Origin of the sequence: Luteibacter sp., assembly GCF_036499525.1 — a bacterium.
GTDB lineage: Bacteria > Pseudomonadota > Gammaproteobacteria > Xanthomonadales > Rhodanobacteraceae > Luteibacter.
Genome location: NZ_DASYDO010000069.1, coordinates 24,744 through 40,181, shown reverse-complemented (window position 1 = coordinate 40,181; position 15,438 = coordinate 24,744). Strand labels below are relative to the sequence as shown.

Below are 15,438 nucleotides of genomic sequence, written 5' to 3'. Positions count from 1 at the left end.
TGGCCTCATGGGGTTGCAGGGGGCCTTCGCCACTTCGGCGGCGGTACCCATGGGGCGAACACGGTTGAGCGGGAGACGCCTATAGCCCTCATGACCTCACTGTCAGCTGCGCCGTAGCAGTAGCCAATGACATGCACGCCATCTTCGGAAAGGCTTTCCCGCATGGCGGTCCTGTTCATCGACGCCATGTCCACCGGGTGGACATGAATCCCCAGGGCGTCCCCGGCCTGCTTCGTTTTTTCGAGGTCTTGCGCCAGGAGACCGAAATCCCCCAACTCCGGCCTGTACCATGAATCACGGCCCCAGTTCCTTCCGCTCGGCCTTCCGTGGGCGCCCGAGTAGAGCGTCACGTGTGTGACACTGTGGAACGTGAGCGTTTCGAACAAGTCTGGAAAATCCCTATCTGCAATCGCGGTATCCGCGGCCCAGATGGTGCTCTGCTCGTTGAACAAATGGGTGTGTTCGACCCAGTTCTTCGTGAGGGTCGGATATCCGTTCCGTTCGGACGTTATCCTGTCGGCGGGGTAGTCCTCCTCATGGAGTACTTCTACTTTACGCCTCTTCCTGGCCGACGCTCGATCGAGCTTATCGGACCCCGGTCTTGCCACGTCACTCGGGGCGTTTCCATCGTATGTCAGGCGCCCTAGGACTGCGCTGGCCGGAACGTCCGGCGCTGCCAGGGAGGCGGCGGGTATGGTTGCGGATACTACCCACGTGTCCGCCGTAGCGGCCGCGGTCGCGAGTGCCAGGTTCGGGGTAAGGGATGTGCCGGGCCGCATTCGTGCCGAGGCCCGCGCAGGAGTGCTGCTCGGAACACCACCGACGTGCCGGAGCTGCCACGGACGCGCGATGCTGCCTGACGGATCGACGTGGTTGATGGGATCGCCATTGCAGTAGCCGTAACGATTGAGCCCGCCACGACCGAATGGACTGAGCGGATCGGGAGCGAGGAAGCGGCGCAGCGGTGGACTGTAAAGCCGGCCGCCGAACAGGTACCAGTCGGTGCCCGGCTCAGCAGCCTGCCCGGTATAGGCAGGCCGCGAGAGATGGGCCGCGTAGGACAATTCACCGTGGGCGCCGTAGATCCGTGACGCTCTGATGGGCCGATCAGAGGTCATTTCAAAGTGGGTATCTCGATGATCATGCACGATACTTTTCTACGTTATCGTGATTCTCAGTTTGTCAGCCGAACTGCCGAAGGAGAGCGTGAGGTCGTGGTAGTTGCCATAATCATCGAGAAGGTACATCGAGGCACCGATTCTGTCGGGAATCTCGCCGTTGGAGCTGTTGAGGAACTTTCCTTCGAGATTGCCCGCTATCAGGCCAACGACCACGCGCGTAGTCGATTTCCCGACGATCTGCCCTATGCAGTTATTGAACATGGTGCCCGGGGTAAACTCCGATCCGCTAGTCAGGCGCAGCTTAGCCAGCGGTGCCAGCGGAAAATGCTCAGGTTGTGCCTGGCCGGGTTGACCGTAATAGGTCATCCCCCATTTCATGAGGTCAAAGGGGCGGTCAGTTCTGTGGACGGAAAATCCCACGATCGACGAATTGCTGCCACTGACGGATTTCAGGGGCAACATGCGGCCGTTGTAGCTGATGTGGATGTGGTGTTCAACGGCTCTATAGAAATAATCGGTATTGCCCACGGGCTGCGGCAAAAGGTTTCCCTGGCTATCGAATACGCCATAGTTGGCGATGTCAAGGGAGGGGAAGGCGGCAGGCTCGATCATGACGGAGGAGTTGAAGCGGCCCTGCCCGTCGCCGAAGCCATCGGGATCGACAACGCCGATATGATTGGTCGATACATGCGCCGTGGTCGAAGGCAGGGGAATCCGTACGGCTACCTGCTTTCTCGAAAGCGCACTTGTGGAGACATACAGAGTGACCATCTGGGCGCCCTGACGCTTCTCGCGGTTGGCATCGCTTAGTGGCGTGACGCCCGTGGCTATCCCATCGGTGGATTCCACCACTGTTGGGATCATGGATTCGTCCCAGGTATATTCACCACGCTCAGTGGACACCTGCCAGTCCAACGTCGATGAGAGGGGGGCGTTGGTGATGTAATCTATGAGTTCGAGTGTTCTCAGATCCCCTTCGCTAAGCAAGACAGGATTGCCATTGCTATCGGCGGCGACGAGAGCCACCCGAACCGGGCACCGCTGTCGTGTGTTGTTGAACAGTTTGATGGCTGGGCGCGTTCCTTCGATATCGTCCTTGTATATCCTGAAGAAGATGATTTGTGCCCAGTTTGCGGATGGGTTTGCTTCGGTGGAATGCTTTTCCATGGGACTGCTCCTTGTCGTATCCAACCGTAAGGGAGTATGGCGTCCACCGGTGTAACGTCACGGATTATCGATGCGCGTATTAGGCGATCATCACGCGATTCCGGGTACATCCAGTCGAACTCGTTCATCGCAAACGTCATTTTTTCATGGCCAAAGTCCCGACTGACACGTGTGACGGGGGCGGCACGCCTTGCGCTGGAGCGCCCCCTATGCCAGCCCAATTCGCTTCGCCGAGATCGAGCAGAGGTTAAAATCTTTTTCCCCCGGGCTCCGTTACGGTATCCTTGACCGATTGGCCCCGTAGCTCAGCTGGATAGAGCGTCCCCCTCCTAAGGGGAAGGTCGCCCGTTCGAATCGGGCCGGGGTCACCAGCTTTTCCCCGGAGACCCGCAATGGCTCATAGGTTCGACGCTATCATCGTCGGAGCAGGGCAGGCCGGCCCTGCTCTGGCCAACCGCCTGACCGCCGCCGGCCGCACTGTCGCCATCGTCGAACGGCACCTGGTCGGCGGCACTTGTGTCAACACCGGATGCAAGCCGACCAAGACACTCATCGCCAGCGCTTACGCCGCGCGTCTCGCGCAGCGCGGTGCGGAGTACGGCATAGGCATCGGACCTGTTTCCATCAACATGCCGACCGTCGCTGCGCGTGCGCGAAAGGTGATCCTGGATTCGCGAAAGGATAGCGAGGATTGGCTAGCCAGCATGCCAGGGCTTACCCTCATCCGTGGTCACGCGCGTTTCACCGGCCCGCGCCGGCTGGAAGTGAATGGTGAGTCAATCGAGGCAGCCCAGGTTTTCCTCAATGTGGGCGGACGCGCAAACGTGCCGGACTTTCAGGGTATTGACGAGGTCGATTACCTGACTAACAGCACGATCATTCCGCTGGAATCGGTACCGGAGCATCTGGTTATCGTGGGGGGAAGCTACATCGGGCTCGAATTCGCGCAGATGTACCGCCGCTTCGGCGCGAGGGTGACCGTGGTGGAGCGAGGGCCGAGGCTCGTGCAGCGCGAGGATGAGGACGTCTCCGAAGAGATACGCGCCTTTCTCGAGGACGAGGGTATCGAGGTGCGCACCCGCGCCGTCTGCATCACGCTGGCGAAACATCCGGAGGGTGTGAGCGTCGGGGTGGATTGCGCAGAAGGCTCACCCGAGGTCATCGGGACGCATGTGCTACTCGCCGTGGGGAGACGCCCGAATACCGAAGACCTGGGGCTCGACAAGGCGGGAATCGAAGTAGACGAGCACGGCTACATCGAGGTGGACGATCGCCTTGCCACCACTGCCGAAGGTGTCTGGGCAATGGGCGACTGCAACGGAAAGGGGGCGTTCACGCACACGGCGTGGAACGATTACGAAATCGTTGCCGCTAACTTGCTGGATGGCGAGGAGCGCAAGGTCAGCAATCGCATCCCCGGCTACGCCCTGTACGTCGACCCCCCCCTGGGCCGTGTCGGGCTGACCGAAACCCAGGCGCGAGAAAGCGGCCGGCCGCTGCTGGTGTCGAAGCGTCCTATGACCAGCGTGGGCCGCGCCGTGGAGAAGGGTGAGACCCATGGCTTCATGAAGATCGTCGCGGACGCCGAGACGAAGAAGATTCTCGGCGCCGCGATCCTCGGCACGGGTGGCGACGAAGCCATCCACGGCATCATCGACATGATGAACGCCGATGCCTCCATCGGCACCCTGCAGTGGGCGGTGCCCATCCACCCGACGGTGTCCGAGTTGATTCCCACGATGCTGGGCGATCTTGTCCCGATTTCCCGTACAGCCGGATAGGCGGTTCGTCGTCACCCTGCAGGTACATCGATGATTCTGCATGAGACTTTGCCGTCAAGATTGCCGTCCTGATAGTGGTATTCAATCGCGTAGCGTGTCGGATCAGAACTGGGTGAACCCTCCTCGAAATGCCATATCGTGATAGGGCCCTCATTGCCGACATTGGCCCGCTTGAGTGTCGTGATCAAAGCCCAATCGTCGCCGGTATCGCAATTCGAATTGTCGAAGACCCAAATCCTGGTACCCGCCGGAAGGCTCTCGACTCTCAGCGATTGGGCCTCGTCGTTCTTGCACATCTTTTCCTTCGAATGGTAAGGCAGTGTCGTGACCGTTACCGGACAAAAAGTATCCTGGGTGCCGCTTTTCCCCTCGTAGAATCGAATGAATCCATAAACCTCCCTGTTTCCCGGGGCGGCTTTCGTGTTCTTCTCTGTATCGGCCAGGTTTTTCGCCCCGGCCGAGCCAGCCATCAGCACGGCCGTTGAAATGACCGCAGAACATAGTAGTCGGATCCCTGACATGGCACTCTCCTTGGTTATCCCTGTGGGGGCATATTCGCGCACGCCGAACTTAAGTCAATAAGCAGAAACTCCGACCTGACCGTTTTCGGCCCAGGGACGAGGTCAAAGGCATTTCACTTGCAGGATTTTCGTAGCGATTTCGGAACCCTCGAAATCGCAATGATTGTGGGTGTTAAAATCCGACTGTTACCTGCAGGGAGCTGTCACCGGTGATACCCCCCGCTCAGGTTTCTCCAACGCCAACGTCCCGGATCACCATCAACCGCGTTTCCGTCATGTCCTCGATGGCATAACGCACGCCTTCGCGTCCGATGCCCGACGATTTCACGCCGCCGTAGGGCATGTTGTCCACGCGAAAACTGGGTACGTCGTTGACGATCACGCCGCCTTGTTCCAGTTCGTCCCAGGCGCGCATCGCATGGCTCAGGTCGTTGGTGAACACGCCCGCCTGCAAGCCGAAGTCCGAATCGTTGACGATAGCGATGGCCTCGTCGAAGCTCATGAATCGCTGCAGCACGGCAACGGGGCCGAATGCTTCCAGTCTCTGCAGTTTTGCTTCGCGTGGCACGCTCTCCAGCAGCGTCGCCTCTAGCATGGCAGCCTTGCGTCCACCGCCGCATAGGACGCGCGCGCCGGCCTTCTTCGCCTCGTCTATCCAGCCCTCGAGCCGCTCCGCTGCCGCGGTGTCGATCATAGGGCCCAGAAAGGTCGATTTCTTCTTCGGGTCGCCGGCTTTCAGCGCCTTTACCTTCGCCACCAGCTTCCGGCGCAGCGTGTCGTAGACGTCGTCGTGGACCAGAATGCGCTGGACGCTGATGCAACTCTGCCCCGATTGGTAGAACGCGCCGAAGACCAGCCGGTCGACCACGGCATCGAGGCGATCGCCCTGGTCGCCATCCACGATGCACGCCGCATTGCCGCCAAGTTCAAGTGTGACCTTCTTATGGCCCGCCTGGGCCTTCAGGTCCCAGCCGATAAGGCCACCGGTGAAAGACAGCAGCTTCAGGCGCGGGTCCGTCACGAGGGGGCCGGCTTGCCTGCCGTCGAGCGGAAGGATCGAGAACGCGCCTTTGGGCAGGTTGGTCTCGGCAAGGACCTCACCGATGATCAGCGCGCCCAGCGGCGTCCGCTCCGACGGCTTCAGTACGAAAGGGCAGCCGGCCGCGATCGCCGGTGCGACCTTGTGGGCCACCAGGTTGAGCGGGAAGTTGAAGGGCGTGATGAAGGCGACGGGTCCCAGCGGAACGCGACGCGTATAGCCGTGGTAACCGGCCGTGCGCGGCGAAATTTCAAGGTTGAGCGTTTCGCCGTCGATGCGCACGGCCTCCTCGGCCGCGATCTTGAATGTATCGATGAGCCGGTCTACTTCGCCCACGGCATCGTTGATCGGTTTGCCGGCCTCGACGCAAAGCGCATAGGCGAGTTCGTCGCGACGCTGCGCGAAACGGCGCACGCAGTGCTCGAGCACGGCCTGGCGTTCGTATGGCCGGAAGCGTTTCATCGCGGGAGCCGCGTCGTCCGCAGCGGCGATCGCCCTTTCGAGTGCCCCCGCATCGGGAAGGGCAACGTGGGTCGCGATCTTTCCCGAGTACTTATCGAGTACGTCGAGCTTCTTCTTGCCCGGTTTCACCGGCTTGTTGGCAAGGTAGTAGGGATAGCTCTTCCGGAGCACGGGCAGGACCTCATCGGCGGCGTCCGGCCATGATCGTATGTCGGTCGTTCAGTTCTCGTGAGCCCGGGAACCGAAAGACGACGGTACGAGACGCCGGCGGTTATTCGTCCCGCCGCAGCTTCATCTGGCCATCGCCCAGCATCACGCGCACACGCTCGCCGATCGCAACATCCGCGGCGCGGCGTACCACAGCATCGCGCTCGTCGAACACGATGGCGTAACCGCGGGTAAGCGTCGCCAGCGGACTGACGGCATGCAACGTACGCGCCTGCTCGGCAAGGCGTAGACGATCGTGTTCGATGCGCCGCGACATCGTGATCGTCATGCGTTGGCGCAGGTCGGCCAGACGCGTGCGCGAAGGCGTGAGGCGCAGCCTGGGATGCTGCGCCTCAAGCCGCGCTTGCAGGCGTTCGAGGCGCGCGCGGCGAAGATGGTTCGACTGACCGACGGTGACGAAGAGGCGTCGGCGCAGGGATTCGAGGCGTTGCGCGTCGCGTGCCAGGCGTGCCTGCGGACGCTGCGCGTTGAGGCGCGCCTGCCAGTGGTCGGCACGTTGTGCGGCCGCTTGCAGGCGCCGGGTCATCAAGCTCGCCATGCGCTGGCGCAGGCGTTCCAGCCGGCGCGCCAGGTCCGCTCCGTCCGGCACGAGCAATTCCGCGGCAGCCGACGGTGTGGCAGCACGCAGGTCGGCCACGAAATCGGCGATGGTGAAGTCCACCTCGTGCCCCACGGCGGAAATGACAGGCACCACGCTGGCGTGGATGGCCCGCGCCACGCTTTCGTCGTTGAAGGCCCAGAGGTCTTCCAGCGATCCGCCACCGCGGGTTACCAGCAACACGTCGTAACGACCACTTACCGAAGCACGACGAAGCATGGCCGCAATGGCCGGTGGCGCTTCGCGCCCTTGCACGGGAACCGGCAGCACCTCGACTTCCGCAAGCCCCAGGCGACGTCCGAGCACGCTCAGCACGTCGCGAATCGCCGCGCCGGATGGCGAGGTGATCACACCGATGCGGCGTGGAAAGACGGGCAGGGTGCGCTTGCGTTCCGGTGCGAACAAACCTTCAGCACCGAGGCGAGCCTTAAGCTGCTCGAACTCGCGCTGCAAGGCACCTTCGCCGGCGGGTTCCATGTGGTCGGCGACCAGCTGGAATTCGCCACGTGCCTCATAGAGGCCCACCTTCGCCCGCATCAGCACATGCATGCCGTCGACGGGACGGAAGCGCAGGCGTGACGCCGCCGTGCGAAACATGGCGCAGCGGACCTGCGCGTTGGCATCTTTCAGGGTGAAGTAGACATGCCCCGACCCCGGTCGCGCCACGTTGGACAACTCACCCTCGATCCACACGCCGATGGGCAGGGCGTCTTCCAGCAGGTCGCGCACCAGCCGGTTGAGGCCGGAGGGCGTCAGGATCTGTCGTGCTTGCGCGTCGAGGTCGGACATGGACCGCCGAGGTTAGCACGGCGGCCAGGAATGTCGATGGGGCGGGGACTTAGCTCACATTGTTGATGCGCTCTTACATGCGGAAGATGCCGAAACGGCCTTGTTCGATCGGTGCATTGAGCGACGCCGAGATCGCCAGTCCGAGCACGCGCCGCGTATCGGCCGGGTCGATGATGCCGTCGTCCCAAAGCCGCGCACTGGCGTAATAGGGGTGACCCTGGTGCTCGTACTGCTCGCGGATAGGCGCCTTGAACGCTTCCTCGTCCTCGGCGCTCCACTGCCCGCCGCCGGCCTCGATGCCATCGCGACGCACCGTGGCAAGCACCGAAGCAGCCTGCTCGCCACCCATGACGCTGATGCGCGCGTTCGGCCACATCCACAGGAAGCGCCCGCCATACGCACGACCGCACATGGCGTAATTGCCGGCGCCGAAGCTGCCGCCGATCACCACGGTGAACTTCGGCACGTGCGAGCAGGCCACTGCGGTGACCATCTTCGCGCCGTCCTTCGCGATGCCGCCGTTCTCGTACTTGCGGCCAACCATGAAACCGGTGATGTTCTGCAGGAACACCAGCGGGACGTTACGCTGGTTGCACAGTTCGATGAAGTGCGCACCTTTCTGAGCCGACTCGCCGAAGAGGATGCCGTTGTTGGCGACGATGCCCACGGGATAGCCATGGATATGCGCGAAACCGGTGACCAGCGTCTTGCCGTAACGCGCCTTGAACTCGTGGAATTCAGAATCGTCGACAAGGCGTGCGATCACTTCGCGGATGTCGAACGGGCGACGCGTGTCTTCCGGAATCACGCCATACAGTTCCTCGGCGGCGAAGCGCGGTTCCAGCGGAGGACGTAGCGCGAGCGGCTGTTTCTTCACCCGGTTGAGCGTACCGACGATGTCGCGGGCGATGGCCAGCGCATGGGCGTCGTTCTCGGCGAAATGATCGGCGACGCCGGAGATCGACGTGTGCACGTCGGCGCCACCCAGGGCTTCGGCATCCACCACTTCGCCGGTAGCCGCCTTCACGAGCGGCGGTCCGCCGAGGAAGATGGTGCCTTGCTCGCGAACGATGATGGTCTCGTCGCTCATCGCCGGCACATAGGCGCCGCCGGCGGTGCACGAACCCATTACCACGGCAATCTGCGGGATACCCTGGGCGCTCATCCGCGCCTGGTTGTAGAAGATGCGGCCGAAGTGCTCGCGATCAGGAAATACCTCGTCCTGGAGGGGCAGGAAGGCACCGCCCGAATCCACGAGGTACACGCATGGAAGACGGTTTTCCATCGCCACTTCCTGTGCACGCAGGTGCTTCTTCACCGTCATCGGAAAATACGTGCCACCTTTGACGGTGGCATCGTTCGCGAGGACGACCACTTCCTGCCCCATCACCCGGCCTATACCCGCGATGACACCGGCAGCCGGTGCCGCGTCGTCGTACATGCCATGCGCGGCGAGCGGGGCGATTTCGAGGAAGGGCGAACCCGGATCGAGCAGGGCGCGGATGCGTTCGCGCGGAAGCAGCTTGCCGCGTGCGACGTGTTTCTCGCGTGCCTTCGCGCCCCCGCCTTCGGCGGTGCGCCGGAGGGTTTCACGCAAGTCTTCCGTCAGCGCGCGCAGGCGCAGGCTGGCCGCCTGGAATTCGGCGGAACGGATGTCGAGTTGCGAAGTGAGGGTAGGCATGGAAGCGATCATGCAAGGGCAAGAAACACCCATGATACTGTGTGCGCCAAAAAAAACGGCCACCGGAAGGTGGCCGTTTTTTTGGAGCAGAGGTAAACCGGAAGGCTTACTTCTTGTTGTCGTCCGCAGCGCTCTTGGCGTTGTCGGCAGCGTCCTTGGCCTGGTCAGCCGACTTGTCGGCCTGATCGGCGGCGTTGGAAGCGGCGTGCTTCATGGCGTCGGAAGCGCCACCGGCGGTCGAGCTGGAAGCAGCCGACTGGGCCTGCGAAGCGGCATCCTTGGCCTGGTCGGCAGACTGCTGGGCCTGATCCGCAGCCTGGTTGGTCGCGGCGTTCTGCGACTGGTCGGCGGCCTGCTGGGCCTTGTCCGCCTGCTGCTGGGCATCGGCGGCCGACTTCTGGGCGTCCTGCGCGGAGTCCTGCGCGCCGTTGCTGCAAGCTGCCAGAAGCGCGACGAGCGCAGAGGCGAGAAGGGTACGCGTCAAATTCATATGTTTCTCCTTAACCGTGGAATGCCATCAGGCGGGCGTATTAATAGCTCAGTTGTACCTACTTAGCTACAGATGGAGCCATGTCGCTTCAGGGCGCATTAAACCCCATGCATATCGCGTGATGGTTCCGATACCTACGCCTTTCGACATCGGCTTCACATCACTTCGATGGCGACCGCCGTCGCCTCGCCGCCACCGATGCAGAGCGCGGCGACACCCTTTTTTGCCCCACGGGCCGTCAAGGCATTGAGAAGGGTCACCACGATACGGGCACCGCTGGCGCCGATCGGGTGGCCCAGGGCGCTGGCGCCGCCGTTGACGTTGATCTTGTCGTGGGGCACGCCCAACTCGCGCATCACGGCCATCGGAACCACCGCGAACGCCTCGTTGATCTCGAAAAGGTCCACGTCGGCGGTACTCCAGCCTGCCTTTTCCAGCACCTTGGAAATGGCGCCCACCGGGGCGGTGGTGAACCATTCCGGTTCCTGCGAATGCGTGGCATGGGCGACGATGCGGGCCATCGGGGTCACGCCGCGCGCCTTGGCGTCCTCGGCCGAAAGGAGGACCAGCGCGGCGGCACCGTCGGAAATGCTGGAGGAGCTGGCTGCCGTGATCGTGCCGTTTTCCTTGCGGAAGGCCGCGCGCAGGGTCGGGATCTTGGCGATGTCGGAACGACCCGGCTGCTCGTCTTCGGCGAAGTCCTGCGCGCCCTTGCGGCCCTGCACGGTGACCGGAACGATCTCACCGGCGAAGGCGCCGCTCTTCTGCGCGGCCTGCGCACGCTCCACGGAAGCGATGGCGTACGCGTCCTGTTCCTCGCGCGAGAAGTGGTACTTGTCGGCACACTGCTCGCCGAAAACGCCCATGGACTTGCCGTCGTATGGGTTGGTCAGGCCGTCCCATGCCATGTGATCGACCAGCTGGCCGTCGCCATAACGGATGCCGGTGCGTGCGGCCACCATGTGCGGCGCATTGGTCATCGACTCCATGCCGCCTGCCACCACGATGCTGGCCGAACCCGCCTTGATCAGGTCGTGGCCGAGCATCATCGCCTTCATGCCGGATCCGCACACCTTGTTGACAGTGGTGCAGCCGGTGGAGGCCGGCAGGCCGGCTTCGAGCGACGCCTGGCGAGCCGGGGCCTGGCCAAGGTTCGCCGGCAGCACGCAGCCCATGATCACTTCGCTGACGTCGGCGGGCGCGATGCCGGCCTGTTCGAGAGCGGCCTTGATGGCGACGGAACCCAGCGTCGGGGTGGGGACGCCGGTGAACTGGCCGAGGAAGGAACCGATGGCGGTGCGCTTGGCACCCGCGATGACGATGTCAGACATGGGGTACTCCGTGAGACTCGGATGGCCGCCCTTTCGGGTCGGAAAACCCGTCAAGTATCCCCTGCGGGCCGGGGCTGGGGCAATCTGCGGCGCGGCAAGCGCCAGCCGCCTCTAAGTGGCACCATGTCCCCGGGGGCGCCAGGGGCACCCGGCGCGACGTGGTTTGCGTAAGGGGACAACGTGATGGCACGGATCGTTTTACGCCGGCGCGAGCTTGTGCTGGCTGTTTGCATCGGCCTCGGACTGGCCGCCTGTGGTGGCGGTGGCGGCGGAACCCGGAGCGGTGGCGGCGGCGTGGTCGTTGACCCGCCCCCTGTGACACCCCCGCCTACCGAACCGACCGCGCCCAGTTCGGACCCGCCCATCGACGCGCAACTCGCGCTCACCAATGCGAGGGTGGCGCACACCGCCGGTATCACCGGCCAGGGCGAAGTCATCGGCATCGTCGACAGTGGCGTGACCTCCACGCACCCCGCCCTTGCCGGTCGGGTGACCGCCAACCTCATCTATGTCGACCCGTCGACAAACAACACCGGTGTCGACGACGTTGTGGGTCATGGCACGGCCGTGGCTGAGATCGCCGCCGGCAGACCCTTCGGGAATTTCGCCGGTGGACTGGCGCCGGATGCCACGATCGTTTCCGCGCGCATCATCGCGGACAAGTCGCCGACGGACGACGGCACGGGCGAGGGCAACAAGGTGAGCAGCGCCGATCCGCTGGGGCAGATCAATGCCGCGCTCCAGGCGCGTTTCATCAACAACTCGTGGGGAGGCCTGTATTGGGAAGCGGCGGATACCACAACCACGCAGAGCTTCCACAATGCGTATTTCCCATACAGCGGCAGCAAACTGTTCGTCTTCGCGGCGGGCAATCTCGGCGAAGCCGATCCCTCGGATGTCGCCGCGCTGCCCTCGCGGGACCCGACTCTGGAGACGAGCTGGCTCACGGTCGTTGCGCTGGACAGCAACCACCCCACGCAGATCGCGTCGTATTCGAACAAGTGCGGCGTGGCGAAGAACTATTGCCTTGCCGCTCCCGGATCGGTCATCGTGGCGTCGGCGACGTCCACCGCGTCCCACGTGGTTTACCAGGTGTGGACGGGTACTTCGTTGGCTGCGCCCCAGGTGACCGGCGCCGCGGCACTCGTTGCGCAGATGTTTCCCGGACTGGAAATCAACGGTATCCGGCAAACGATACTTGGTACGGCCGACGACCTTGGCGATCCCGGCCCCGACGCCGTCTACGGGTATGGGCGCCTTAACGTGGGCAGGGCCATTCGCGGCCCGGCGGCTTTCGACTGGGGCGATTTCTTCGTACGCGCTCCGGCTAGCCATGACGCGGCCTTCCTCAATGACATCGCCGGCGCGGGTGGCCTCGAAGTCGTGGGCGATGGGAAGCTGACGCTCTCCGGGCACAACACGTACCGGGGCGAAACGCACGTGCACGACCAGGCCACCATGGAATCGATGTTCGCGATTCCTGGCCCGCTTTGGGTGGATGCCGAGGCCAACGTGATCGCCCACGGGGACATCGGCGGCCGCGTGCTCAACTATGCGACGCTTACCACGGGCGACCAGCCCGTGCATATCGCAGGCGATTACTACCAGTACGCCAACGGGCGCCTGGCGCAGAAACTCGGCGCGCCACTCATCGTCAGCGGTCGCGCCACGCTGGACGGCGACTTCTACATCGCAGGGGCGGTTCCCGGCTATGTCGTTTCGTCCCACCAGCAGGTGCTGGCTGCCGCCTCGATCAGCGGAACCTTCGCCACAACCACGAACGGGCCAGGCGTTTTCCTGGCGAAGTCACTGGCGTATCTGCCGACGGAAGTATGGATCGACACGACCGCGCTGAGCGTCGCCCAGGTCGCTTCCACGAGCATGTCGGCGTCGCTTGCGGCGACGTCGTCGGCCCAGCGCCTCGATGGCGCCTTCGCTCAGATCGACAAGAGCCTCACCGCGCCGGCCGCTGCCGGGGACGGTTTGGCTCAGGGTACGCTGATCGCCGCGGGAAGCATCCAGCAATCGCGCGACACGCAGACGGCGCAGGCGTCGCTCGAGTCGCTGTCCGGACAATTGTACGCGGCGGGCACGGCGGTGACGCTGGCTGGCATCGATGCGGGCAACGATGCGCTGATGGCCCATCTGGATGAGCAGGGCACGGGCTCGTGGACGCAGTCGCTCGGTTACCAGGGTGGCCTCAGCCGTAGCGGGTTCGGCAACGTCGGCTTCAATCTCGGCGGTGGGTTGATCGGGCACGATGTGCGTCTTGGCATCAATGGCTTCGCCGGCGTGGCGGTCGCGCAGATGAACAGCAACGGCCAGCTCGACGGCAGCTTCGACCGTCAGCGCAGCCGCGCCACGCAGGGCATGTTCTATGCCGGCTCACTTGGTTCGAACTGGTACGGCGTGGGCCAGGTCGGGTACGGCAGTTTCCGCGGCGACATGCAGCGGCTGCTACGGTTTGGCGACCAGGCGACGTTTGCCGGTACCGATCTGAACGGTACTTACACTGCAGCGTACGGCGAAGTAGGATTCCGTACGAACGCCGCGGCATTCACCCTCACGCCTTTCGCAAACGTGCAGTACGCAAGTATCCGTCGCGACGGCTTCCAGGAGTTCGGCGGCGATGGCTTCGGCCTCAGTGCGAACGGTCAGACCACCTCACGCTGGCAGGCAGGCCTCGGACTGCGGGCGGCGGCATCCTGGCTGACCTCGTTCGGCCGGCTGCACCTGGATGGCAAGCTCGGCTGGCAGAACGCGTTCGCCACGAAGGGCGAGGTGTTCGCCGCGCGCTACACGGACTTTGCGCAGTGGGCGCCGGTCGAAGGCATCGGCCTCTCGCGTCGCGCCGGCACGGCGGGCTTCAACCTGTCGCTGGACATGAGCGAGCGCACGCAGCTGGGCTTCGACGTGGACCAGCGTTTCGCGGATCGCGACCACTCGCGTTCAATGCGAGCGTCGTTCAGGATGAACTGGTAAGCGGGAAGCCTTACGACTTGCCGTGGAACAACTCGCGACCGATCAGCATGCGGCGGATTTCGTTGGTGCCCGCGCCGATCTCGTAGAGCTTCGCGTCGCGGAGCAGGCGGCCGGCGGGGAATTCGTTGATGTAACCATTGCCGCCGAGGGATTGGATGGCTTCCAGCGCCACCTTCACCGCATTGGTCGACGCATTGAGCAGGCAGGCCGCCGGGTCGATGCGCGACTTCACGCCATTGTCGAACTGCTGCGCCACCATGTACGCGAAACCGCGCGACGATTGCAGCGCGGTGTACATGTCGGCGACCTTGGCCTGCATCATGCCGAAGGTACCGATAGGCGCGTTGAACTGCTTGCGCTCACGCACGTAGGGCAGCACCAGGTCCACCGCCGCCTGCATGATGCCGATCGGGCCGCCGGAGAGCACCAGGCGCTCGGTATCGAGGCCGCCCATCAGCACGCGCACGCCTTCGTTCACCTCGCCCACGATGTTCTCGGCGGGAATCTCGCAGTTGTCGAACACCAGTTCGCAGGTGTTCGAACCGCGCATGCCCAGCTTGTCGAGCTTCTGCGCGGTGGAGAAACCCTTCATGCCCTTCTCGATGATGAAGGCGGTCATGCAGCGGCTACCGGCCGGGCGGGGCGCCGTGCGCATGTACACCAGCAGCACGTCGGCATCCGGACCGTTCGTGATCCACATCTTCGTGCCGTTGGCGACCCAGGTGTCGCCCACGAGTTCGGCGTGGCAGCTCATGGAGCCGACCACGTCCGAACCGGCGCCAGGCTCGCTCATCGCCAGCGCGCCCACCCACTCGCCGCTGGCGAGCTTGGGCAAGTACTTGCGCCGCTGGGCGTCGTTGCCATTGTGGTAGATGTTCTGCACACACAGGTTCGAATGCGCGCCGTAAGACAGCCCTACGGAGGCGGAGGCGCGGGAGATCTCCTCCATGGCGACCATGTGCGCAAGGAACCCCAGGCCGGAGCCGCCGAATTCCTCGGGAATGGTGACGCCGAGCAGCCCCATGTCGCCGAACTTGCGCCAGAGGTCTTCCGGGAACACGTTCTCGCGGTCGATGCGATCCGCGCGCGGCGCGATCTCCTTCTCGGCAAAAGCGTGGACGCTTTCGCGCAGAAGGTCGAGGTCTTCACCGAGGGAAAACGGGCGCATGGTGCAACTCCGGGGGGGAATACAGGGAAACCTGCCCATCGTAGCGTGCGCGTGGCGCCAAGCCACGGCGCGACGCAGCA

11 protein-coding genes, 1 tRNA gene and 1 pseudogene are annotated in these 15,438 nt (G+C 63.6%); 3 read left to right on the top strand and 10 right to left on the bottom strand.

Annotated features, from left to right (window positions below; genetic code table 11):
* Positions 1-5: 5 nt before the first annotated feature.
* From VGM71_RS14185 to VGM71_RS14180, 3 genes and pseudogenes are all read right to left on the bottom strand, one after another.
* Positions 6-608: a hypothetical protein gene (locus VGM71_RS14185; RefSeq protein WP_331546263.1), complete on the bottom strand. Its 603-nt coding sequence runs from the start codon at positions 606-608 to the stop codon at positions 6-8.
* A gap of 258 nt (positions 609-866) precedes the next feature.
* Positions 867-1,118 (bottom strand): annotated as a pseudogene (locus VGM71_RS17700) (RHS repeat-associated core domain-containing protein); the annotation flags it as partial.
* Between the two features lie 39 nt (positions 1,119-1,157).
* Positions 1,158-2,288, bottom strand: coding sequence for a hypothetical protein (locus VGM71_RS14180; protein ID WP_331546261.1), 1,131 nt, complete (start codon positions 2,286-2,288; stop codon positions 1,158-1,160).
* Between the two features lie 294 nt (positions 2,289-2,582).
* Between VGM71_RS14180 and VGM71_RS14175 the strand changes: the two genes are divergently transcribed.
* A tRNA-Arg gene (locus VGM71_RS14175) sits at positions 2,583-2,659 on the top strand.
* A 21-nt stretch (positions 2,660-2,680) separates the two neighbouring features.
* Positions 2,681-4,069 (top strand): FAD-containing oxidoreductase, encoded by a 1,389-nt coding sequence (locus VGM71_RS14170; protein WP_331546259.1) that lies wholly within the window; start codon positions 2,681-2,683, stop codon positions 4,067-4,069.
* 11 nt (positions 4,070-4,080) lie between these two features.
* On the opposite strand, the gene VGM71_RS14165 is transcribed toward VGM71_RS14170, so the two are convergent.
* The 6 genes from VGM71_RS14165 to VGM71_RS14140 all read right to left on the bottom strand — a co-directional run bounded on the left by VGM71_RS14165 (position 4,081) and on the right by VGM71_RS14140 (position 11,208).
* On the bottom strand, positions 4,081-4,590 hold the full coding sequence (locus VGM71_RS14165; protein WP_331546257.1) for a hypothetical protein: 510 nt from the start codon (positions 4,588-4,590) through the stop codon (positions 4,081-4,083).
* Positions 4,591-4,813: 223 nt separating this feature from the next.
* Positions 4,814-6,262, bottom strand: coding sequence for an aldehyde dehydrogenase family protein (locus VGM71_RS14160; RefSeq protein WP_331546255.1), 1,449 nt, complete (start codon positions 6,260-6,262; stop codon positions 4,814-4,816).
* A 100-nt stretch (positions 6,263-6,362) separates the two neighbouring features.
* Complete coding sequence (gene xseA, locus VGM71_RS14155; protein ID WP_331546253.1) at positions 6,363-7,706, bottom strand: exodeoxyribonuclease VII large subunit; 1,344 nt, start codon at positions 7,704-7,706, stop codon at positions 6,363-6,365.
* A 73-nt stretch (positions 7,707-7,779) separates the two neighbouring features.
* On the bottom strand, positions 7,780-9,387 hold the full coding sequence (locus VGM71_RS14150) for a carboxyl transferase domain-containing protein (protein WP_331546251.1): 1,608 nt from the start codon (positions 9,385-9,387) through the stop codon (positions 7,780-7,782).
* A 106-nt stretch (positions 9,388-9,493) separates the two neighbouring features.
* A complete protein-coding gene (locus VGM71_RS14145) occupies positions 9,494-9,877 on the bottom strand; it encodes a hypothetical protein (protein ID WP_331546249.1) in 384 nt (127 codons plus the stop codon).
* Between the two features lie 155 nt (positions 9,878-10,032).
* Positions 10,033-11,208 carry an acetyl-CoA C-acyltransferase gene (locus VGM71_RS14140; protein ID WP_331546247.1) on the bottom strand — a complete coding sequence of 392 codons (1,176 nt, stop codon included), beginning with the start codon at positions 11,206-11,208 and terminating at the stop codon, positions 10,033-10,035.
* A 183-nt stretch (positions 11,209-11,391) separates the two neighbouring features.
* On the opposite strand from VGM71_RS14140, the gene VGM71_RS14135 reads away from it, so the two are divergent.
* The gene (locus tag VGM71_RS14135; RefSeq protein WP_331546245.1) at positions 11,392-14,190 is read left to right on the top strand and encodes a S8 family serine peptidase; all 2,799 of its coding nucleotides are present in this window, start codon (positions 11,392-11,394) and stop codon (positions 14,188-14,190) included.
* A gap of 10 nt (positions 14,191-14,200) precedes the next feature.
* Here VGM71_RS14135 and VGM71_RS14130 read toward each other — a convergent pair whose 3' ends face one another.
* Entirely contained in the window at positions 14,201-15,358 is a 1,158-nt protein-coding gene (locus VGM71_RS14130; protein WP_331546243.1) for an isovaleryl-CoA dehydrogenase, read from the bottom strand.
* Positions 15,359-15,438 lie beyond the last annotated feature (80 nt).